Origin of the sequence: Streptomyces sp. BR123 (assembly GCF_013401435.1) — a bacterium.
GTDB lineage: Bacteria > Actinomycetota > Actinomycetes > Streptomycetales > Streptomycetaceae > Streptomyces.
Map to the genome: position 1 here is coordinate 1 of NZ_JACBGN010000124.1, position 19,741 is coordinate 19,741.

Consider the following 19,741-nt stretch of genomic DNA (forward strand, 5'->3'; position numbering starts at 1 on the left):
GCCGGTGATCACGCCACGGACGCCCACGCCCGTCCATGCGCGGCAGCAAGGGCTCTATCCGCTCCCACGCCGCATCCGTCAACTCGCCTCGACCTGCCACAAGATCAATTATCAGACAGGCCTTAGGGCGCGTCCGCGGCCCCGGTCGGGGCGGTCCGCAGGATCGTCTCGACGGCCCGATCGATCTCGTCCCCCGTGAGATCGGCCCGGGCGGTCAGCCGCAGCCGGGAGATGCCGTCCGGCACCGACGGCGGCCGGAAGCACCCCACGGACAGACCCGCCTCGCGGCAGTCGGCGGCCCAGCGCAGTGCCGCCGCGGCCGAGGGGGCCCGTACCGACACCACGGCCGCGTCCGGCCGGGCCGCGGTCAGGCCGGACGCGGTGAGCCGCCCGAACAGCAGACGGGCCACCTCGCGGGCCTGCCCGGCGCGCTCCGGTTCGCGCCGCAGCAGCCGCAGGCTCGCCAGCGCAGCGCCCGCGGCGGCCGGGGCCAGACCGGTGTCGAAGATGAAGGTCCGGGCGGTGTTGACCAGGTGCCGGATCACCTTGGCAGGGCCGAGGACGGCACCGCCCTGGCTGCCCAGGGACTTCGAGAGGGTCAGCGTGGCGACCACGCCCGGCGCGCCCGCCAGTCCGGCCGCGTGCAGCGCGCCGCGGCCGCCCTCGCCCAGCACGCCCAGACCGTGGGCGTCGTCCACGAGCAGCGCCGCACCCTCCTCGCGGCAGGCCGCGGCATAGCCGGCGAGCGGTGCCGCGTCCCCGTCGACGGAGAACACCGAGTCGCTGACCAGCAGCGCCCGGCCCTCGTGTGCGGCGAGCGCCTTGAGCGCGGCCTCCGGGTCCGCATGCGGGCTCACCGCGGTCGCGGCACGCGAGAGCCGGCATCCGTCGACGATGGAGGCGTGGTTCCCCGCGTCGGAGACGACGAGGGTGCCCCGGTCGCTGAGCGCGGTGACGGCGGCGAGGTTGGCCGCGTAGCCGGAGGACAGCACGAGCGCGGCCTCGAAACCGCAGAAGTCGGCGAGCTCCCGCTCCAGCTCCCCGTGCAGCTCGGTCGTACCGGTGACCAGGCGCGATCCGGTGGCCCCTGCGCCCCACCGGGCGGCCGCCTCACAGGCCCCGCGCACGGTGTCCGGGTGCCGGGACAGGCCCAGGTAGTCGTTGCTCGCGAGGTCGAGCAGCGGCGAGTCGGCAGGACGGGGGCGCAGGGTCCGCACGAGCCCCGCCTGCTCCCGGACCCGTTCGGCGGCATCGATCCACGCGAACACGTCCTCGGTCTCGCGGCTCTGCTGGGGCATCTGGTCCTCGCGATTTGTCGGCTGTCCACAGGCGTCGCCCGACCCTAACGGCCGATACCCGAGTGTCTGGTGTGGCAATACACACACTCCGTTCCGGCCATGTTGTGCGATCTCTCCTTGGCCGGGAGTGGTCGCGTGGTCCAGGATCGCCCTCATGGATCTGCTGAACACCCTGGTGGACAAGGGGCTGCGGCGCGAGCTGCCGACCCGCGAAGAGGCGCTCGCCGTACTGGCGACCTCTGACGACGACCTGCTCGACGTGGTGGCCGCGGCCGGCAAGGTGCGCCGCCGGTGGTTCGGACGTCGGGTGAAGCTGAACTACCTGGTCAACCTGAAGTCCGGGCTCTGTCCGGAGGACTGCTCGTACTGCTCCCAGCGCCTGGGCTCGAAGGCGGACATCCTCAAGTACACCTGGCTGAAGCCGGACGAGGCCTCGAAGGCCGCCGCGGCCGGTGTCGCGGGCGGCGCCAAGCGCGTGTGCCTGGTGGCGAGCGGGCGCGGCCCGACGGACCGCGACGTGGAGCGCGTCGGCAAGACCATCGAGGCCATCAAGGAGCAGAACGAGGGCATCGAGGTCTGCGCCTGCCTGGGCCTGCTCACGGACGGTCAGGCGGAGCGCCTGAAGGACGCGGGCGCCGACGCCTACAACCACAACCTCAACACGTCCGAGGCGACCTACGGGCAGATCACCCAGACCCACACCTACGCGGACCGGGTCGACACCGTGCAGAAGGCGCACGCCGCGGGCCTGTCCGCCTGCTCCGGCCTGATCGCCGGCATGGGCGAGACGGACGAGGACCTGGTGGACGTCGTCTACTCGCTGCGCGAGCTGGACCCGGACTCCGTGCCGGTCAACTTCCTGATCCCGTTCGAGGGCACGCCGCTGGCCAAGGAGTGGAACCTCACCCCGCAGCGCTGCCTGCGCATCCTCGCCATGGTGCGGTTCGTCTGCCCCGACATCGAGGTCCGGCTCGCGGGCGGCCGCGAGGTGCATCTGCGCAGCATGCAGCCGCTGGCCCTGCAGGTGGTGAACTCGATCTTCCTGGGCGACTACCTCACCAGCGAGGGCCAGGCCGGCCAGGCCGATCTCGACATGATCGCCGACGCCGGCTTCGAGGTGGAGGGCGCCGGTACGCAGACCCTTCCCGCGCACCGGGCGGACGCCGCCGCGGCGGCCGCGGCGCACGGACCGTGCGGTTCCGTGGCGGCGGAGGCCGGCTGCGGCTCGGCGTGCGGCGGCTGCTCCGGCCACGCGCACGAGCCCGCGGCCGAGGCCGGTGCCACGGCCGAGGCGGGCGCCGCGCCCGATGCCGGTGCCTCGGCCGAGCCCGCCGCCCCGGCCGAGGCCGAGCCCGTCCTCGCGCAGGCCCCGGCGGGCGAGCTGCGCTCGGACCTGGTGACGGTGCGCCGCCGCGGCGCGGGGACGAACCTCGCCCCCAATGCCTGACCCGCACGGTCCGCTGCCGGCCGCCGAACTCCTCGCGCTGGACCGGCAGCACGTCTGGCACCCTTACGGCCCGATGCCGGGGCGGCAGGAGCCGCTGGTCGTCTCCTCCGCCTCGGGCGTGCGGCTGCGGCTCGCCGAACCCTCACAGGGGCAGGACGAGCTGGTCGACGGCATGTCCTCCTGGTGGTCGGCGATCCACGGGTACAACCACCCGGTGCTCAACGATGCGGCGGCCGACCAGCTCGGACGCATGTCGCACGTGATGTTCGGCGGGCTCACCCACGAGCCCGCGGTCCGGCTTGCGGCGAAGCTCGTCGAGATCACCCCGGCCGGCCTGGAACACGTCTTCCTCGCAGATTCGGGCTCCGTCTCGGTCGAGGTCGCGGCGAAGATGTGCCTGCAGTACTGGCGTTCCACCGGCCGGCGGTCCAAGACCAGGCTGATGACCTGGCGGGGCGGCTACCACGGGGACACCTGGACGCCGATGGCCGTCTGCGACCCGGACGGCGGCATGCACGAGCTGTGGTCGGGAGTCCTCCCGCGCCAGGTCTTCGCGGACGTCCCGCCGGGCGGCTTCGACGCGCCGGTGGACCCCGCCTACGTCGCCCACCTGCGCTCCCTGATCGCCGGACACGCCGAGGAGCTGGCCGCGGTGATCGTGGAGCCGGTGGTCCAGGGCGCGGGCGGCATGCGCTTCCACAACCCGGGCTACCTGCGGGTCCTGCGCGAGCTGTGCGACGAGTACGACGTCCTGCTCGTCCTGGACGAGATCGCGACCGGCTTCGGCCGCACCGGCGCCCTGTTCGCGGCCGCCCACGCCGGGATCACCCCGGACGTGATGTGCCTGGGCAAGTCCCTGACCGGCGGCTACCTCACCCTGGCGGCCACGCTGTGCACGGAGCGGGTGGCGGCCGGCATCTCGCGGGGCGAGGTGCCGGTGCTCGCCCACGGGCCGACGTTCATGGGCAATCCGCTCGCCACCGCCGTGGCGCTGGCCTCGGTCGAGCTGCTCCTCGGCCAGGACTGGCAGCGTGAGGTCAAGCGGATCGAGGCGGGGCTGCTGGAGGGCCTGGCCCCGGCCCGGGAGCTGCCGGGTGTCCGGGACGTGCGCGTGCTGGGCGCGATCGGCGTGGTCCAGCTGGAGCACGAGGTGGACATGGCGGCGGCGACGGCGGCAGCGGTCCGCGAGGGCGTGTGGCTGCGCCCCTTCCGCGACCTCGTCTACACGATGCCGCCGTTCGTGACGGGTGACGCCGACCTCGCCCGGATCTGCCGCGCGGTGTGCGCGGCCGCGGAGGTGGGCTGACATGTCCGTGATCGTGGTGTCCGGAACGGGCACGGAGATCGGCAAGACCGTCGTCACCTCGGCGATCGCGGCCTCCGCCGCGGCCGCCGGCCGCTCGGTGGCGGTGCTCAAGCCGGCGCAGACCGGGCTGGAGCCCGGCGTCCCGGGGGACGCCGCCGATGCGAACCGCCTCGCCGGACCGTCCGTCACCGCTGTGGAACTGGCCCGCTATCCGGAGCCGCTGGCCCCGGACACGGCGGCGCGCCGCGCCGGGCTGCCGACGCTCTCCCCGGGCGAGATCGCGGAGGCCGCGGAGAAGCTCGCCGCCTCCCACGACCTCGTCCTGGTGGAGGGGGCGGGCGGCCTCCTGGTCCGCTTCGACGAGGCGGGCCACACCCTCGCCGATGCGGCACGGCTGATGGACGCCCCCGTCCTGGTGGTCGCCCCCGCGGCCCTCGGAACGCTGAACTCCACGACCCTGACGGCCGAAGCGCTGCGGGCCCGGCAGCTTGCCGCGCTCGGCGTGGTCATCGGCAGCTGGCCCGCCGACCCCGACCTGGCCTGCCGCTGCAACCTGGCGGACCTGCCCTCCTCGTCCGGGCTGCCGCTGCTGGGCGCGGTGCCGGAGGGCTCGGGAGCGCTGGCCCCGGAGGAGTTCCGGGCCGCGGCCCCGGCCTGGCTGGACCCCTCACTGTGGGGCACGTGGTCGGCGCCGTCCTTCCTGGCCGCCTGGCCGGCCCCGTAGCCCCGGCAGGCCCCGCCCGCACGGGCATGCCGTGCCACGCCGCAACACCGAGCGCCCCGTCCCCGGACGGGGCGCTCTGCTGTGCGCCATCGCGTCGGCGCGCCGTCCCCGGCGCAGTCCCCGGCGCCGTCGAATCCGGCGATCACTCCGCCGAAAGGATGACGCCATCGCTTTGCCTTTCCTTTACCATGATGGGCATCCGGCCGAAATCCGACGAGATCCCGTGAAAGGTGTGAGCGTCCGCCCATGGACGAGCCCCCCGGTAACCGATATCGCTGCACCCGGCACCGCGCCGTGCGACACCGCGCGCTGCGCCTCCTCCTGACTGACCATGGGACGGAGGTGAGGGACCGATGACCGAGGTGCTCCTGCTCGTCGTGGCGCTGCTGCTCTGCCTTGCCTGCGGGGTGTTCGTCGCGGCCGAGTTCTCCCTGACCACCGTCGAGCGCAGCGAGCTCGAACAGGCTGCCGAGCGCGGCGAGCGCGGTGCCGAGAGCGCCCTGGCCGCCGTGCGCAGCCTGACCTTCCAGTTGTCCGGCGCCCAGCTCGGCATCACCGTGACCGGCCTGATCATCGGCATGATCGCCAAGCCGTCGATCGCCGCCCTGCTCCAGGGCCCCTTCGAAGCCATGGGCCTGTCGGCCTCCGCCGCCTCCTCGACCGCGCTGGTCCTCGGCACCGTGCTGTCGACCGTCGTCCTGATGGTCGTCGGCGAGCTGGTGCCCAAGAACTGGGCGATCTCCTCCCCGCTGGCCATCGCCAAGCGGGTGGCGACCATGCAGCGGGTCTTCAGCCGGGCGTTCCGCCCGTTCATCAGCCATCTGAACAGCACCGCGAACCACCTGGTCCGCCGGCTCGGGCTGGAGCCGGCCGAGGAGCTCGCCTCCGCGCGCTCCCCGCAGGAACTGGTGGCCCTGGCCCGGCACTCGGCCAAGGCCGGCGCCCTGGAGCGGGAAGCCGCCGAGCGCTTCGTCCGGACCCTCAACCTCGCCGACCTGACCGCGGAGAACGTCATGACCCCGCGCGTCCAGGTCACCGCGCTCGACGTGCAGACCACGGCGGAGGACGTGGCCAACGCGACCCTGGCGACCGGCCTGTCGCGGTTCCCGGTGTACCGGGGCAGCCTCGACACCGTCGTCGGCACGGTCCACATCAAGGACGTCCTCGCCTTGTCGGCCGAGGCCCGGCGCCGCCACCCCGTCGCGCAGCTGCTGCGCCCGCCGCTGTTCGTACCGGAGTCGCTCACCGTGGACCGGCTGCTGGACCGGCTCTCCGGCAAGCAGACCATGGCCGTCGTGATCGACGAGTACGGCGGCACCGCCGGCGTCGCCACGCTGGAGGACATCATGGAGGAGGTCGTCGGCGAGGTGCATGACGAGCACGACCCGCTCGAGACCCCGGACCTGGCCCCGGCCGGCAGGGACGCCTCCGGGCGGCAGCTCTACACAGCCGACGGTGCCGCGCGGACCGACCGGCTTCGGCAGATCGGGCTGCGCGTCCCGGACGGCCCGTACGAGACCCTCGCCGGTCTGATAGCGACCGAGCTCGGGCGGATCCCGGCCGTCGGCGACAGCCTGGAGCTGGAGGACTGGCAGCTCGACGTGGTCGATGCCGGCGGGCGGCGCGCCGCGCGCGTGCTGCTGCGCGCTCCGGCCGCTCCTGGTCAGGAACCCGGTGGGGAGGCTCACCGATGACCATGCTGCAACTGCTGATCGGCCTGGCGACCCTCGTCGTCAACGCCTTCTTCGTCGGCGCGGAGTTCGCGCTGATCTCGGTCCGGCGCAGCCAGATCGAGCCGTACGCCGAGCAGGGTGACCGGCGGGCCCGCTCCGTGCTGTGGGGCCTGGAGCACGTCTCCGCCGTGATGGCGGCGGCGCAGCTGGGCATCACCTTGTGCACCCTCGTGCTGGGCGTGGTGGCCGAGCCGGCCATCGCCCACCTGTTGGCCCCGCTGTTCGACCTCGTGGGCATACCGTCCGGTCTGACGCACGCCATCTCGTTCGCGGTGGCGCTGACGCTGGCGACGTACCTCCACATGCTCTTCGGCGAGATGGTGCCGAAGAACGTGGCCCTGTCCGAGCCGGTGCGCACCGCGCTGCTCCTCGGCCCGCCGCTGGTGGCGGCCACCCGGGCGCTGCGCCCGGTGATCTTCGCGGTCAACGCCTTCGCCAACCTGCTGCTGCGGCTGCTGCGGGTCGAGGTGAAGGGCGAGGTCTCCGCGACGTTCTCCGACGACGAACTCGCGCGGATCGTGAAGGACTCCAGCGACGCGGGGCTCATCGACGACCGCGCGAGCGAACGCCTGTACGACGCCCTGGAGCTGGGCCGGCGACCTGCCACCGACGTGGTGCTGCCCGCGGACCGGGTCGTCGCGGCCCGGGTGGGCATCACGCCGGCGGGACTGGAGCGGCTGTCGGCCTCGTCCGGGTACTCCCGCTTCCCGGTGATCGACCCGCAGTCCAGGATCCTGGGGTACCTGCACGTCAAGGACGCCCTGGACGCGGACGGGCCGGAGCGGGAGGAGCCGTTCCCGGTGTCGACCCTGCGGCCGATCGCGCAGGTGCGGGCGGAGACCCAGCTGGACGACGTGCTGACGGCGATGAGGCGCAGCCGGACGCACCTGGCGGCGGTCCTCGGCCCGGGCGGGACGATGGCGGGGCTGGTGACGATGGAGGACGTGCTGCGCGAGCTGTTCGGGCGCCCCGCCTCCACATGATCCGTACTGCACGGTAGCATCACTGCGCCATGGGGATGAATGCGTCGTACACCAGTTTCGTCGCGGTCGGCGACTCCTTCACCGAGGGCATGTCCGACCTGCTGCCGGACGGTTCCTACCGCGGCTGGGCCGACCTGCTGGCGGCCCGGCTCGCCGCGCGCGAGCCGGGCTTCCGCTACGCCAACCTCGCGGTCCGCGGGAAGCTGATCGGGCAGATCGCCCGGGACCAGGCCCCGGTGGCGGCGGCGATGCGCGCCGACGTGGTGACACTGGTGGGCGGGCTGAACGACGCCCTGCGGCCCAAGGTCGACATGGGCCGCGTCCGGGGTCACCTGGAGGAGGCCGTCGAGCTGCTGGCCCCCTCCTGCAAGACGCTGGTGCTGATGCGCTCGCCAGGGCGGCACGGCCCGGTCATGGAGCGCTTCCGGCCCCGGATGGAGGAGCTCTTCGGCATCGTCGAGGAGCTCGCCGCCCGGCACGGCGCCCTGGTGGTCGACCTCTACGGGGCCGCCGTGCTCGGCGACCCGCGGCTGTGGGACGTGGACCGGCTGCACCTGACACGCGAGGGCCACCGGCGGGTGGCCGAGGCCGTCTGGCAGACTCTCGGACTGTCGGCGGAGGAGGACTGGCGCGCAGCGCTGCCGCCCACCGCACCGCCGGGGTGGGGCGTGCGCCGCTCCCAGGACCTGAGCTTCGCCCGGCAGCACCTGCTGCCGTGGATCGGCCGCCGGCTGACCGGCCGCTCCTCCGGCGACGGCCGCCCGGCCAAGCGGCCGGAGCTGCTGCCGTACCAGGCCTCCGCGGACGAGCGGCTCTCGTAGCAAGGCACAATCCGGGGCGGGCGTCCGACCTGCGCAATCGCACAGCAGCGGCCCCAGTAGAATCCCTACACGTGACAGCCAAGCCCCGCATCCCCAATGTCCTGGCCGGCCGCTACGCTTCCCCGGAGCTCGCCGTCCTGTGGTCCCCCGAGTACAAGGTGACGCTGGAGCGGCGGCTGTGGCTCGCCGTCCTGCGCGCCCAGAAGGACCTCGGCATCGAGGTCCCGGACGCCGCCCTCGCCGACTACGAGCGCGTCCTGGAAACCGTCGACCTCGCCTCCATCGCCGAGCGCGAGAAGGTCACCCGGCACGACGTGAAGGCACGCATCGAGGAGTTCAACGCCCTCGCCGGCCACGAGCACGTCCACAAGGGCATGACCTCCCGAGACCTCACCGAGAACGTCGAGCAGCTGCAGATCCGGCTCTCCCTGGAGCTGGCCCGCAACCGCACGGTCGCCGTCCTCGCCCGCCTCGGCAAGCTCGCCGGCGAGCACGCCGAGCTGGTCATGGCCGGCCGCTCCCACAACGTCGCCGCGCAGGCGACCACCCTCGGCAAGCGCTTCGCCACCGCCGCCGACGAGCTGCTGGTCGCCTTCGACCGCCTGGAGGACCTGATCGGCCGCTACCCGCTGCGCGGGATCAAGGGCCCGGTCGGCACCGCCCAGGACATGCTCGACCTGCTGGGCGGCGACGCCGCCAAGCTCGCCGACCTGGAGCAGCGCATCGCCGACCACCTCGGCTTCGCCCAGGCCTTCACCTCCGTCGGCCAGGTCTACCCGCGCTCCCTCGACTACGACGTGGTCACCGCCCTGGTGCAGCTGGCCGCCGCCCCGTCGTCCATCGCGAAGACGATCCGCCTGATGGCCGGCCACGAGCTCGTGACCGAGGGCTTCAAGCCGGGCCAGGTCGGCTCCTCCGCGATGCCGCACAAGATGAACACCCGCTCCTGCGAGCGTGTGAACGGACTCATGGTCATCCTCCGCGGCTATGCCTCGATGACCGGCGAGCTGGCCGGCGACCAGTGGAACGAGGGCGACGTCTCCTGCTCCGTGGTCCGCCGCGTGGCGCTGCCGGACGCGTTCTTCGCCTTCGACGGCCTTCTGGAGACCTTCCTGACGGTCCTCGACGAGTTCGGCGCCTTCCCGGCCGTCGTGGCCCGCGAGCTCGACCGCTACCTGCCGTTCCTCGCGACCACCAAGGTCCTGATGGGCGCGGTGCGGACCGGCGTCGGCCGCGAGGTCGCCCACGAGATCATCAAGGAGCACGCAGTGGCCTCCGCGCTCGCGATGCGCGAGCAGGGTGCCGAGCGGAACGAGCTGCTGGACAAGCTGGCCGCGGACGAGCGGATGCCGCTGGACCGGGCGCAGCTCGATGCCCTGATGGCCGACAAGCTGTCCTTCACGGGCGCCGCCGGCGCCCAGGTTTCGGCGGTGGTCTCCCGTATCGAGGCGATCGCCAAGCAGTACCCGGAGGCCGCCGGGTACGCGCCGGGGTCGATCCTCTGACCCGCGGGGAGCTCGAAGCCGCCCGCGACCGCGTCGTCCCCGACGTGGTCGCGGGCGGTCTGCGCGTGCTGTTCTGCGGAATCAACCCGAGTCTCCTCTCCGCCGCGACGGGGCACCACTTCGCCCGTCCCGGCAACCGCTTCTGGCCCGTCCTGCACCTGGCCGGCTTCACGCCGCGCCGCCTGGCCCCGGCGGAGCAGGAGGAGCTGCTGACCTACCGGCTCGGCATCACCAACGTCGTCGCCCGCGCCACAGCCCGCGCCGACGAGCTGAGCACGGAGGAACTGATCGAGGGCGGCCGCATCCTGAGGGCCAAGGTGGAGCGCCTGCGCCCCCACTGGCTGGCCGTCGCCGGCGTCACGGCTTACCGCACGGCCTTCGGCGAGAAGCGAGCCGCCGTAGGCCCGCAGGAGCGGACCATCGGCTCCACCCGCATCTGGGCCCTCCCCAACCCCAGCGGTCTCAACGCCCACTGGACCGCGGAAACCATGGCCCGGGAGTACGCCCGCCTCCGCACGGCCGCCGAGTCCGCCCCCGAGGGACGGCCGGACGCCTAGGTCCTAGGGCGGGTCGATCACGGTGACCGCGACCATCAGCTGCGGCGAGTGGTCGGCCCCCCAGGCCCCGGCGTAGACGGCCACCCAGCGGTCCCCGGCCCGCCACAGGTGCAGGTGGTCGGTGGTGGCGGCGATCTCCGACCACGGCTGCGCCGCCTCTTCCCCGCCCTCCCGCAACCGCAGGCTGTCGAGGCTGAACATGGCGGGCGGTCCCCAGCGCTCCTCCAGCCGGTGGGTCAGCGCACCGTACTCGGCTGACACCTGCTCCTCGCACTCGGCGCGATCGGCGGCGTCCTCGTCGCCGTACCACCGGCTGGGACCCAGCTCGGCGAGGTGGTAGCCGGGCCCGCTCGTGCCCACCCCGGTCCTCCCCCGGGCCTCGGGGAAATCACGCGTCAGGAGCCGATCGATGGTCTCGAGATGCTGTGCCGTGGTCATGGCGTCAGTATTCCGCGGGCCACTGACAATTGGCCCGGCGTCACGCGTCCCTGCGGTGCAGCGACAGCCAGCCGAGGGCCAGCGCGGCCGCCGCCCACAGCGCCGTCACCGCGAGGCCGCTCCAGGGGCCGAGGCTGCCGGTCGCCTGCTGGCGGAGGAGCACCTGCCCGGCCTGGTCGGGCAGGTACTGGCCGACGCTCGAAGCGGCCGCGCCGATGACGAACGAAGCGATCAACACGAAGGGTATGAGCAGGCTCAGCACGAGCGCCGCGCTGCGCAGGACCGCCGTGAGGCCGGCGGCGAACAGCGCCATCAGCATGAGGTAGAGGCCGGAGCCGACGATGGCCCTGTAGGTCCCGGGGGCACCCAGGTCCAGGGCGGACGACCCCATGAGCGCCTGGCCCCCGAGGAACGTGGCGAGCCCGGTGAGCTGCCCGACCACGAACATGAGCCCGGCCACCACGGCGATCTTCGACAGGTACAGGCGGCTGCGGTTCGGCACCGCGGTGAGCGAGGTGCGCAGCCCGCCCTGCTGGAACTCCGCGGACACGGCGGTCGCGCCGAACGCGATGGCCGCGACTTGGCCGAAGTTGATGCCGTAGAACGCCCCGAACAGCGGGTCGCCGCCCGAGCTCGTCGCTTCGGCCTCGCCGACCGTCGCGGAGACGAGTGCCTGGACGCCGGCGGTCGCGGCGAGGACGGCGGCGAGTGAGCCCACGGTACCGCGCAGGGATCGTATCTTGAGCCATTCCGAGTGCAGGACGGGGACGGTGGGCAGCGCGGAGCTCATGGTGGACGCCTCCTTGACGGGGTCGGCGGGTTGGAAGGTCAGCGGATCGCCGAGTGGCGGGCGTGGTCGGCGGTGAGGTCGAGGTAGGCCTGCTCCAGTGAGGTCCGCTCGTCGGCGAGTTCGAGTACGGGGATGCCCTCGCTGGCGGCCATGGTGCCGAGCCGCTCGGCCCGTATGCCCTCGACCGTCCAGTGCCCCTGGTCGGCGGTCGCCATCTCGAAGCCTTCGCGGGCCAGCATCGCCCGCATCCGCGACGGGTCCGAGGTGCGCAGCCGTACCCTCGGGGTGCTGCGGGCGTCGATGAAGCCCTCCAAGGGACTGTCGGCCAGCAGCTTGCCCTTGCCCATGACGATCAGGTGGTCGGCCAACGCGGCCGTCTCGGACATCAGGTGGCTGGAGACCAGGACCGTCCGCCCCTCGGCGGCGAGTTCCCGCATCAGGCGGCGGATCCAGATGATGCCCTCGGGGTCGAGCCCGTTCGTGGGCTCGTCCAGAAGGAGCACCCCGGGATCGCCCAGCAGTGCGGCTGCTATTCCGAGCCGCTGGCGCATGCCCAGGGAGAAGGTCTTGATCCGGCGCTTGGCCGCGGGGGCCATCCCGGTCCGCTCCAGGACCTCTTCCACCCTGGCGACCGGTATCCGGTTGGTCGCGGCGAGGATGCGCAGGTGGTTCCGGGCGGTCCGCCCGCCGTGGGCGGCCTGGGCGTCCAGGAGGGCGCCGACCTGGCGCAGTGGTGCCGGAGAGTCGACGAACCGCCGACCGCCGATGGTGGCGGTGCCCGAGGTGGCCCGGTCCAGTCCCAGCAGCAGGCGCATCGTGGTGGACTTCCCTGCCCCGTTGGGGCCGAGGAACCCGGTGACCAAGCCCGGCCGCACGGTGAAGGTGAGGTGGTCCACGGCACGGGTGGCGCCGTAGTCCTTCGTCAGTTCTCGGATCTCGATGCTGTTCATGGCTCAAGATTCGCCGCCGGCCCCACCCCGTTCCCTCCCCCGCACGGGGGTGCCGTCTCCCCCGTGCGGGGGAGACGGCACCGGCGGGGGCACTGCGACCATGGGGGCATGTACCGACTCCTCCGTGCCGCGCGCCAACCGGTCACGTACTCACGCTGGTTGCACCTGTGCATGCCCATCCTGGCCGAGGCGCTGTGGCTCTTCATCGCACCCGAGGCCCCGTGGGCCCCGCTGCTGCTCGCCGTGCCCGTGGCTCTGATGCCGTGGATGCGGCAGGCGGAGGGAAAGCAGGCACGGTTCCTGCTCACGCCGGACGAGGACCCGGCCGGGAGCGGTATCAGCACCGCCAAGTCGACGCTGTGGGTGGACCGGTGGCGGACGCTGCTGTGGGTGGAGATCCGGCTCGTCTTCTCCGCGATCGCAACACCGCTCTCGGCGTGGCTCCTGATGCTCACCACGGAGCTGGTCGTCATCGCGTGCGGCAGGTCAGCGGAGTCCGACGCGATACTGCCGGTGGATCCTCCGGCATGGGCCGCCGCACTCCTCGCACCGCTGCCGCTGGTGGTGCTCCTCGCGCTGGTGGTCGGCATGGGCGAGCTGATCACCGCCATCGCGCGCCGGCTGCTGGGGCCTTCGGCCGCCGAGCGGGTCAGCGAGCTGGAGGCGCGGACCGAGCAGCTGCTGGAACGTACGCGGATCGCACGCGAGTTGCACGACTCGATCGGGCACGCGCTGACGGTGGCCGTGGTACAGGCCGGGGCGGCGAGGGCCGCGGGCGATCCGGAGTTCACCGAGCGGGCGCTGGCCGCGATCGAGGACACCGGCCGGGCCGCACTGGAGGATCTGGAGCGCGTCCTGATCGTGCTGCGGGAGTCGTCGCAACGGCCTTCGCAGCGGCCGACGCTCGCGGAGGCGGACCGGCTGCTGGAGTCCGCCCGCGCGTCGGGGGCCGTGGTGGACGCCCAACTGTCCGGGGCACTGGAGAAGTTGCCCGGCCCGGTCACCCGGGAGGGTTACCGGATCCTGCAGGAGGCGCTGACCAATGTGCTGCGGCACTGCGGTCCGGTGCCGGTCCGGGTCCGGGTCGAGATGTCCGAAGACAGCCTGGACCTGGAGGTCACGAACCCGCTGCCGAAGCGGTCTGCGTTCATGTCCGGTAGCGGGACCGGGCTGCGCGGGATGCGGGAGCGGGCCGCGCTGCTGGGCGGGGAGACGGAGACCGGGCCGTTCGACGGCAGCTGGAGGGTGCGCGCGCGGCTTCCACTGCAGCGAATACGCTGACGGGGTGCCGATTACCGTACTCCTCGTCGACGACGAACCCCTGGTGCGCGCGGGTCTGCGCGCGGTCCTTGACTCCCAGTCCGACATCGAGGTGGTCGGCGAAGCGGCCGACGGAGCCTCCGTCGTCCCGCTCGTGCGGCAGCTCCGGCCGGACGTGGTGGCGATGGACGTGCGCATGCCGCTGCTGGACGGGATCGAGGCGACCCGGGCGGTGCTGCGCAGCGTGCAGGCACCGCCGAAGATCCTGGTGGTGACCACCTTCGAGAACGACGAGTACGTGTACCAGGCGCTGCGGGCCGGGGCGGACGGGTTCCTGCTGAAGCGGGCCCGCCCGTCGGAGATCGTGCACGCGGTCCGGCTGGTGGCCGAGGGCGACACCCTGCTCTTCCCCGCGGCCGTCCGGTCCCTGGCCGCGGAGTACGGGAACCGGGCGGCGCGCGCAGTCCTGGAGCGGGCCGCACTGACCGAGCGCGAGGAGGCGGTGCTGCGGCTGATGACCCGCGGGCTGACCAATATGGAGATCGCCCGCGAGCTGATCGTCGGCGCGGAGACCGTGAAGTCGCACGTGAGCGCCATCCTCAGCAAGCTGGGGGCCCGGGACCGGACCCAGGCGGTGATCACCGCGTACGAGTCGGGGTTCGTCGCCCCGGCGTGACGGGAAGGTCGGCGTCCGGATCCGGCTCCCCTGGGTGACGGGAAGGCCGGCGTCCGGCGGCGGGGCCGGTTCTCGCCGTCTGACCTGGGGCGCAGTACCATCCGGCAGATAGGCTCGCCAGCTGGGAGGACAGACGTTGGGGCAGCTGACCGGCGGAGATCCCTCTCTGCTCCGGCGGATCAACTCGGCCGTGGTGCTGCGCGCGCTGCGCGCCGCCCAGTCGCCGACGCTCACCGACCTCACCCGGGTGACCGGGCTGTCACGGCCGACCGTCGAGGGCGTCGTGGAGGGGCTGATCGGCAGCGGGCTCGTCGTCGAGGCGGATGCGGCGGAGGGCGCCCGCCGCCAGGGCCGGCCCGCCCGCCGCTTCCGCTTCCGCGCCGAGGCCGGACACCTGCTCGGCATAGAGATCGGCTCCCACCGGATCGCGGTACTGCTGTCCGGGCTGGACGGGCGGGTGATCGGCGCCGGCACCAAGGACGTCGCCGAGACCGCGACCGCCGACGAGCGGCTGGAGCGCGTACGGGCCGCGGTGGCCGATCTGCTGCGCCGGGCGGGGGTACCGCGGGACTCGCTGCGGGCCGTCGGCGTCGGCAGCCCCGGGATCGTGGAGGCGGACGGTACGGTGCGCCTGGGCACGGCGCTGCCCGGCTGGACCGGGCTGCCGCTCGGGGACCGGCTGCGGCGGTCCTTCCGCTGCCCGGTCCAGGTGGAGAACGACGCCAACGCGGCGGCCCTCGCCGAGCACTGGAAGGGGGCCGCGCAGGACACCGACGACATGGTGTTCGTCATGGCCGGGCTCAGCCCGGGGGCCGGCTCGCTGATCGGCGGCCGGCTGCACCGCGGGTTCGGCGGGGCCGCCGGCGAGATCGGCGCGCTCCATCTGCTGGGCCGCGAGGCGACGCCCGAGCGGCTGCTGTCGACCACCGGCGAGCCGCTGCACCCGCTGGACGAGCAGGCGATGGCGGACGTGTTCACGATGGCCCAGCGGGGGGACGAGCGGGCTGTGGCCGCGGTGGAACGATTCATCCGGCGCCTCGTCCACGACGTGGCGGCCCTGGTGCTGGCGATGGACCCGGAGCTGGTGGTGGTCGGCGGCTGGGCGGCCGGCCTGGACGGCGTACTGGACCCGCTGCGCCGTCAGCTGGAACGCTACTGCCTGCGTCCTCCGCGGGTGGCCCAGTCCCTGCTCGGCGAGGCGGCGGTGGCCACCGGCGCGCTGCGGCTGGCGCTGGACCGGGTGGAGGAGGAGCTCTTCGCCGTGGAGAAGACCGTCACCTCGCGCCGCCGCTGAGCAGCACCTCCCGTACACGGCGGTGAACGGCGGGCCCGCACCCGCGAGCCCTGGAGGTACGTCTGCCGCCATGCGCGTACGGCCTCGGCGGGCGAGTCCCGGCGAAGGTGCCGGGACGGGGCCGTCGTATGCGAGGGCGCGAGGGCCCGGGGCGCAAGGGCCCGGGGGCGCGAGGGCCCGGGGGCGCGAGGGTCAGGAGGCGGCGAGGGTCAGGAGGCGGCGCGGGTCTCGTGCGCCATCTCCACGTCGCCCGAGTCGCCGAAGGTGAGGCGGCAGGTGTCCGCGCGGTACGTGGCGACCGAGACGGCCGCCGTGCCCGCGGCGGTGAAGTAGCGGGTGGTGACCACCAGCACCGGGGCTCCGGGCAGGCGGTCCAGCTCCTTGGCATCGTCGGCGCGGGCCGATCCCAGCTCGACCGAGCGGTCCTGTCCGTCCAGGGCGAGCCGCTGGAGCTCGCGCAGCACGGCGTGGGCGCGGGCGGCCCCGGCGGGCGCGTCGATCGCGGACAGGCCGGGCACGGAGGCGGCGGGGACGTACAGGAGCTCGGCCGCGACGGCCTGGCCCTGGGTGACCCGGGTCCGGCGCACGGTGTGGACGGGCTGGTCGGCGGAGCCGCCCAGCAGCTTCAGGACGGCCGCGGGCACCGGCGCGTCGACGGCGTCGACGCCCTCCCAGCCGTCGCCGGCTTCGCCGGGCCAGCTGTGGCGGGGAGTTCCGACGGCGACGCCGACCCGGGGCGGGGCGACGGTGGTGCCGACTCCGCGGCGGCGCTGCAGGCGGCCTTCCAGTTCCAGCTGCTCCAGCGCCTGGCGCAGGGTCGCGCGCGCCACGCCGAAACGGGCGGCGAGCTCCCGCTCGTTCGGGAGGACCTCACCCACGGCGAAGTCCTGGTCGAGCGCCTCGCTCAGGACGGTCTTCAGATGCCAGTACTTCGGCTCCGGCACCGTTTCCAGCTGCGTGGTCCCCACCCTGACTCCTCCTGCCATCGCTGCAATCGCCGTGTTCCAGCGGCAGTTCCGCGCCCTTGTTTATTAAAGGTTCCTGCACTATCCCTGCGACCATAGGTCGGTGCGGGACCTTGGTCAAGACCAATCCTCACCCCTTTACCGGGCACATCGGGCATACGCATCAAGCCGTTCATACGATGTTCGCTCCGCCCACAAGGGCGCGCCGCGCGATCCGGACTCCGCTGCTCCGACACGCGCCACAGGCTTGTAGTCAAGGCCTACCGGACGGTAATCATGACCATAGCGATTACTGACAGCCTGTCTCACACGCGTCCACCCGACGAGGAGCAGCATGACCGCGACCGTCTCCTTCCCGATCGACTCGCCGCTGGGCCCCCGCACCGCCACGGTCGCCTACGAACGCAGGGGCTCCGGCGAACCGCTTCTCCTGCTGCACGGCATAGGCCACCACCTCCAGGCCTGGCACCCGGTGACCGACATCCTGGCCGCCGAACACGACGTCATCGCCGTCGACCTGCCCGGCTTCGGCGTCTCGGAGCCCCTGCCCCACGGGGTCCCGTACGACCTCGGCACCGTCGCCGCCGCCCTCGGCTCGCTCTGCGCGGCCCTCGGTGCCGAACGCCCGCACGTCGTCGGAAACTCCCTCGGCGGTCTCCTCGCGCTGGAGATGGGCCGCAGCAGCCTGGCCCGTACGGTCACCGCGCTCTCCCCCGCGGGTTTCTGGACCGAGGCCGAGCGCAGGTACGCCTTCGCGACCCTGCGGGCGATGCGCGTCGGCGCGCTGGCCCTGCCGCTGTCTACCCTGGAGCGGCTCTCGCACAGCGCCGCCGGGCGGACGGCGCTGACCGGCACCATCTACGCACGCCCGGCCCGCCGTTCGCCCGAGGCCGTGGTCGCAGAGACCGTCGCCCTGCGCGAGGCGACGGGCTTCGAGGAGACCCTGGCGGCGGGCCGCTCCGTACGGTTCACCGAGGACGTCCCCGGTCTGCCGGTCACCATCGCCTGGGGCTCCCGCGACCGGCTGCTGCTGCCCCGCCAGGGTGTGCGCGCCAAGCACGTCGTGCCCGACGCCCGGCTGGTGCGGCTGCCCGGCTGCGGCCACGTCCCGATGAACGACGACCCGGCGCTGGTGGCGCGGGTGGTCCTGGACACGGTGCGGAAGGCGGTGAACGCTGAGGCGGGATGACCGTCCGGCGGCTGTTCATCCGGGGTTCGCGTGTGCGACGCGGGCCGGCCGGGGTGCCTCGGCACACTGGTCCGACCCTTCCCCGGCCGGCCCTGGAGACGCTCCGATGGCACCGATGTCGTACACCCGACGGTCCCTGCTCGGCGGTTCGCTCGCCGTGCCGGCGGGCCTCGCCCTGTCCGGCGCGGCCGGCACGCGGGCGTTCGCCGCGTCCACCGCCACCGGCGGTTCGGCCGTGGGCTCCGCCGGACCCGCCGCCGCCCCGGCCTTCACCCGCTCGGGCCGCCCGAGCGCGCCGTGGGGCATCCAGTCCGGCGAGATCACCGCCCATGCGGCCACCGTCTGGACACGCTCCGACCGCCCGGCGCGGATGTACGTGCACACCTCCCCGAGCGAGTCCTTCCGCTACGGCGTACGCCACCACGGCGGCCCCTTGCTCGGCCCCGGCACCGACTGCACCGGGACCGTCACCCTGCACGACCTGCCCCCGGGGCAGCAGATCCACTACCGCGTCGTCCTGGCCGACCCGGACGACCCGCGCCGCTGCGGCCGGCCCGTGCAGGGCTCCTTCCGGACGACCCCCGTCTCACGCCGCCGGAACGTGCGCTTCGTCTGGTCCGGGGACCTGGCGGGGCAGGGCTGGGGCATCAACCCGGACCTCGGCGGATACCGCGTCTTCGACGAGATGCGGCTGCACGACCCCGACTTCTTCCTCTTCAGCGGGGACACGGTGTACGCCGACGGGCCGATCCAGGCCTCCCTCCCGCTGCGCGACGGCAGGGTCTGGCACAACGTCACCACCGTGGAGAAGTCGAAGGTCGCCGAAACCCTGGACGAGTTCCGCGGCAACTTCCGCTACAACCTGCTCGACCGCAACCTGCGCGACTTCAACGCCCAGGTGCCGGTCCTCGCCCAGTGGGACGACCACGAGGTCCGCAACAACTGGTACCCCGGCCAACTGCTGGAGGACCCCCGCTACACCGTCCGGGACGTCGACACCCTCGCCGCCCGCGCCCGCCGGGCCTTCGGCGAGTACTTCCCCGTCACCGACCTCCGCGGCGGCCGCGCCGAGGGCCGGATGTACCGGGTGATGCGGTACGGCCCGCTCCTCGACGTGTTCGTGCTCGACATGCGCACCCACCGCAACGCCAACTCCCCCGGCCGCCAGACGGACGACCCGATCGGCATCCTGGGTACGGAGCAGCTCGCCTGGCTCAAACGCGAACTGTCGCGCTCCCGGGCCGCCTGGAAGGTGATCGCGGCCGACATGCCGCTCGGGATCGTCGTGCCCGACGGGGCCGCGAACTTCGAGGCCGTGGCGCAGGGCGACCCGGGCATGCCGCTGGGCCGTGAACTCCAGATCGCCGAACTCCTGCGCCACATCAAGCACCAGCACATCACGGGCACCCTGTGGCTGACCGCGGACGTCCACTACACCGCCGCGAACCACTACGCCCCCGAGCGGGCGGCGTTCGGCGACTTCGCGCCGTTCTGGGAGTTCGTCTCCGGCCCGCTCGGGGCGGGCGGATTTCCGGCCGGGAAGCTGGACCCGACGTTCGGCCCCCGGACGGAGTTCGTGCAGTCGGCCCCTTTCGCGAACATGTCGCCGTCCGAGAACCCGCCGTACTACGGAGAGGTCGAGATCGACGGTGGTTCCGGCGAGCTCACCGTGCGCTTGCGGCGTCAGGGAGGCGGCGTGCTCTTCACCAAAACGCTCCACCCCGGCCGCGTGGGGCAGTAGGGCGAGGAGGGCGGTCGTGCACGGAAGGCCGGACGGGCCGAGAGGGGGCGGGGCGGGGCAAGTC

19 protein-coding genes are annotated in these 19,741 nt (G+C 73.2%); 13 read left to right on the top strand and 6 right to left on the bottom strand.

The genetic code is table 11. The features are described from left to right. Nucleotides 1–100 (bottom strand): transposase (locus tag HYE82_RS39325; RefSeq protein WP_369009814.1); only part of this gene is annotated, 100 nt, incomplete at its 3' end. Between the two features lie 22 nt (nt 101–122). Next, entirely contained in the window at nt 123–1,298 is a 1,176-nt protein-coding gene (locus HYE82_RS19760; RefSeq protein ID WP_179175438.1) for an 8-amino-7-oxononanoate synthase, read from the bottom strand. 154 nt (nt 1,299–1,452) lie between these two features. On the opposite strand from HYE82_RS19760, the gene bioB reads away from it, so the two are divergent. The 8 genes from bioB to mug all read left to right on the top strand — a co-directional run bounded on the left by bioB (nt 1,453) and on the right by mug (nt 10,374). Continuing rightward, entirely contained in the window at nt 1,453–2,745 is a 1,293-nt protein-coding gene (gene bioB / locus HYE82_RS19765) for a biotin synthase BioB (protein WP_179175439.1), read from the top strand. Continuing rightward, complete coding sequence (locus tag HYE82_RS19770; protein ID WP_179175440.1) at nt 2,738–4,051, top strand: adenosylmethionine--8-amino-7-oxononanoate transaminase; 1,314 nt, start codon at nt 2,738–2,740, stop codon at nt 4,049–4,051. The genes bioB and HYE82_RS19770 overlap by 8 nt, the downstream gene beginning before the upstream one ends. A gap of 1 nt (nt 4,052) precedes the next feature. Beyond that, a complete protein-coding gene (bioD, locus tag HYE82_RS19775) occupies nt 4,053–4,775 on the top strand; it encodes a dethiobiotin synthase (protein ID WP_179175441.1) in 723 nt (240 codons plus the stop codon). Nucleotides 4,776–5,128: 353 nt separating this feature from the next. Beyond that, on the top strand, nt 5,129–6,469 hold the full coding sequence (locus HYE82_RS19780; RefSeq protein WP_179175442.1) for a hemolysin family protein: 1,341 nt from the start codon (nt 5,129–5,131) through the stop codon (nt 6,467–6,469). Continuing rightward, nucleotides 6,466–7,491 carry a hemolysin family protein gene (locus HYE82_RS19785; RefSeq protein WP_179175443.1) on the top strand — a complete coding sequence of 342 codons (1,026 nt, stop codon included), beginning with the start codon at nt 6,466–6,468 and terminating at the stop codon, nt 7,489–7,491. Before HYE82_RS19780 ends, HYE82_RS19785 begins: the two co-directional genes overlap by 4 nt. A 29-nt stretch (nt 7,492–7,520) precedes the next feature. Next, complete coding sequence (locus HYE82_RS19790) at nt 7,521–8,312, top strand: SGNH/GDSL hydrolase family protein (RefSeq protein ID WP_179175444.1); 792 nt, start codon at nt 7,521–7,523, stop codon at nt 8,310–8,312. A 71-nt stretch (nt 8,313–8,383) separates the two neighbouring features. Then, nucleotides 8,384–9,817: an adenylosuccinate lyase gene (gene purB, locus HYE82_RS19795; RefSeq protein WP_179175445.1), complete on the top strand. Its 1,434-nt coding sequence runs from the start codon at nt 8,384–8,386 to the stop codon at nt 9,815–9,817. Continuing rightward, a complete protein-coding gene (gene mug, locus HYE82_RS19800; RefSeq protein WP_179175455.1) occupies nt 9,814–10,374 on the top strand; it encodes a G/U mismatch-specific DNA glycosylase in 561 nt (186 codons plus the stop codon). Before purB ends, mug begins: the two co-directional genes overlap by 4 nt. 3 nt (nt 10,375–10,377) lie before the next feature. Here the strand turns inward: mug and HYE82_RS19805 are convergent, their stop codons facing one another. The 3 genes from HYE82_RS19805 to HYE82_RS19815 are packed head-to-tail and all read right to left on the bottom strand — an operon-like array spanning nt 10,378 to nt 12,552. Continuing rightward, the gene (locus tag HYE82_RS19805; protein WP_179175446.1) at nt 10,378–10,812 is read right to left on the bottom strand and encodes a hypothetical protein; all 435 of its coding nucleotides are present in this window, start codon (nt 10,810–10,812) and stop codon (nt 10,378–10,380) included. A gap of 40 nt (nt 10,813–10,852) precedes the next feature. Continuing rightward, nucleotides 10,853–11,602 carry an ABC transporter permease gene (locus tag HYE82_RS19810; protein WP_179175447.1) on the bottom strand — a complete coding sequence of 250 codons (750 nt, stop codon included), beginning with the start codon at nt 11,600–11,602 and terminating at the stop codon, nt 10,853–10,855. Between the two features lie 38 nt (nt 11,603–11,640). Then, a complete protein-coding gene (locus tag HYE82_RS19815) occupies nt 11,641–12,552 on the bottom strand; it encodes an ABC transporter ATP-binding protein (RefSeq protein WP_179175448.1) in 912 nt (303 codons plus the stop codon). Between the two features lie 108 nt (nt 12,553–12,660). Here HYE82_RS19815 and HYE82_RS39330 point away from each other — a divergent pair, with 108 nt between their 5' ends. The 3 genes from HYE82_RS39330 to HYE82_RS19830 all read left to right on the top strand — a co-directional run bounded on the left by HYE82_RS39330 (nt 12,661) and on the right by HYE82_RS19830 (nt 15,782). Then, nucleotides 12,661–13,833, top strand: coding sequence for a histidine kinase (locus HYE82_RS39330; protein WP_179175449.1), 1,173 nt, complete (start codon nt 12,661–12,663; stop codon nt 13,831–13,833). 4 nt (nt 13,834–13,837) lie between these two features. Beyond that, a complete protein-coding gene (locus HYE82_RS19825) occupies nt 13,838–14,488 on the top strand; it encodes a response regulator transcription factor (RefSeq protein WP_179175450.1) in 651 nt (216 codons plus the stop codon). A 136-nt stretch (nt 14,489–14,624) separates the two neighbouring features. After that, nucleotides 14,625–15,782 (top strand): ROK family transcriptional regulator, encoded by a 1,158-nt coding sequence (locus tag HYE82_RS19830; RefSeq protein WP_179175451.1) that lies wholly within the window; start codon nt 14,625–14,627, stop codon nt 15,780–15,782. Nucleotides 15,783–15,991: 209 nt separating this feature from the next. Here HYE82_RS19830 and HYE82_RS19835 read toward each other — a convergent pair whose 3' ends face one another. After that, nucleotides 15,992–16,750, bottom strand: coding sequence for a GntR family transcriptional regulator (locus HYE82_RS19835; RefSeq protein ID WP_179175452.1), 759 nt, complete (start codon nt 16,748–16,750; stop codon nt 15,992–15,994). A gap of 331 nt (nt 16,751–17,081) precedes the next feature. On the opposite strand from HYE82_RS19835, the gene HYE82_RS19840 reads away from it, so the two are divergent. Beyond that, nucleotides 17,082–17,936 carry an alpha/beta fold hydrolase gene (locus HYE82_RS19840; RefSeq protein WP_179175453.1) on the top strand — a complete coding sequence of 285 codons (855 nt, stop codon included), beginning with the start codon at nt 17,082–17,084 and terminating at the stop codon, nt 17,934–17,936. Between the two features lie 115 nt (nt 17,937–18,051). Continuing rightward, nucleotides 18,052–19,677 (top strand): alkaline phosphatase, encoded by a 1,626-nt coding sequence (locus tag HYE82_RS19845; RefSeq protein WP_179175454.1) that lies wholly within the window; start codon nt 18,052–18,054, stop codon nt 19,675–19,677. Nucleotides 19,678–19,741: the final 64 nt, after the last annotated feature.

What these genes read in the sequence shown, in the direction of transcription:
- HYE82_RS39330 (WP_179175449.1), top strand. Translation starts at nt 12,661, where the DNA reads ATGTACCGACTCCTCCGTGCCGCGCGCCAACCGGTCACGTACTCACGC.
- HYE82_RS19805 (WP_179175446.1), bottom strand. Translation starts at nt 10,812, where the DNA reads ATGACCACGGCACAGCATCTCGAGACCATCGATCGGCTCCTGACGCGT.
- HYE82_RS19770 (WP_179175440.1), top strand. Translation starts at nt 2,738, where the DNA reads ATGCCTGACCCGCACGGTCCGCTGCCGGCCGCCGAACTCCTCGCGCTG.
- HYE82_RS19780 (WP_179175442.1), top strand. Translation starts at nt 5,129, where the DNA reads ATGACCGAGGTGCTCCTGCTCGTCGTGGCGCTGCTGCTCTGCCTTGCC.
- HYE82_RS19760 (WP_179175438.1), bottom strand. Translation starts at nt 1,298, where the DNA reads ATGCCCCAGCAGAGCCGCGAGACCGAGGACGTGTTCGCGTGGATCGAT.
- HYE82_RS19790 (WP_179175444.1), top strand. Translation starts at nt 7,521, where the DNA reads ATGGGGATGAATGCGTCGTACACCAGTTTCGTCGCGGTCGGCGACTCC.
- bioB (WP_179175439.1), top strand. Translation starts at nt 1,453, where the DNA reads ATGGATCTGCTGAACACCCTGGTGGACAAGGGGCTGCGGCGCGAGCTG.
- HYE82_RS19815 (WP_179175448.1), bottom strand. Translation starts at nt 12,552, where the DNA reads ATGAACAGCATCGAGATCCGAGAACTGACGAAGGACTACGGCGCCACC.
- HYE82_RS19845 (WP_179175454.1), top strand. Translation starts at nt 18,052, where the DNA reads ATGTCGTACACCCGACGGTCCCTGCTCGGCGGTTCGCTCGCCGTGCCG.
- HYE82_RS19840 (WP_179175453.1), top strand. Translation starts at nt 17,082, where the DNA reads ATGACCGCGACCGTCTCCTTCCCGATCGACTCGCCGCTGGGCCCCCGC.
- bioD (WP_179175441.1), top strand. Translation starts at nt 4,053, where the DNA reads ATGTCCGTGATCGTGGTGTCCGGAACGGGCACGGAGATCGGCAAGACC.
- HYE82_RS19785 (WP_179175443.1), top strand. Translation starts at nt 6,466, where the DNA reads ATGACCATGCTGCAACTGCTGATCGGCCTGGCGACCCTCGTCGTCAAC.
- HYE82_RS19810 (WP_179175447.1), bottom strand. Translation starts at nt 11,602, where the DNA reads ATGAGCTCCGCGCTGCCCACCGTCCCCGTCCTGCACTCGGAATGGCTC.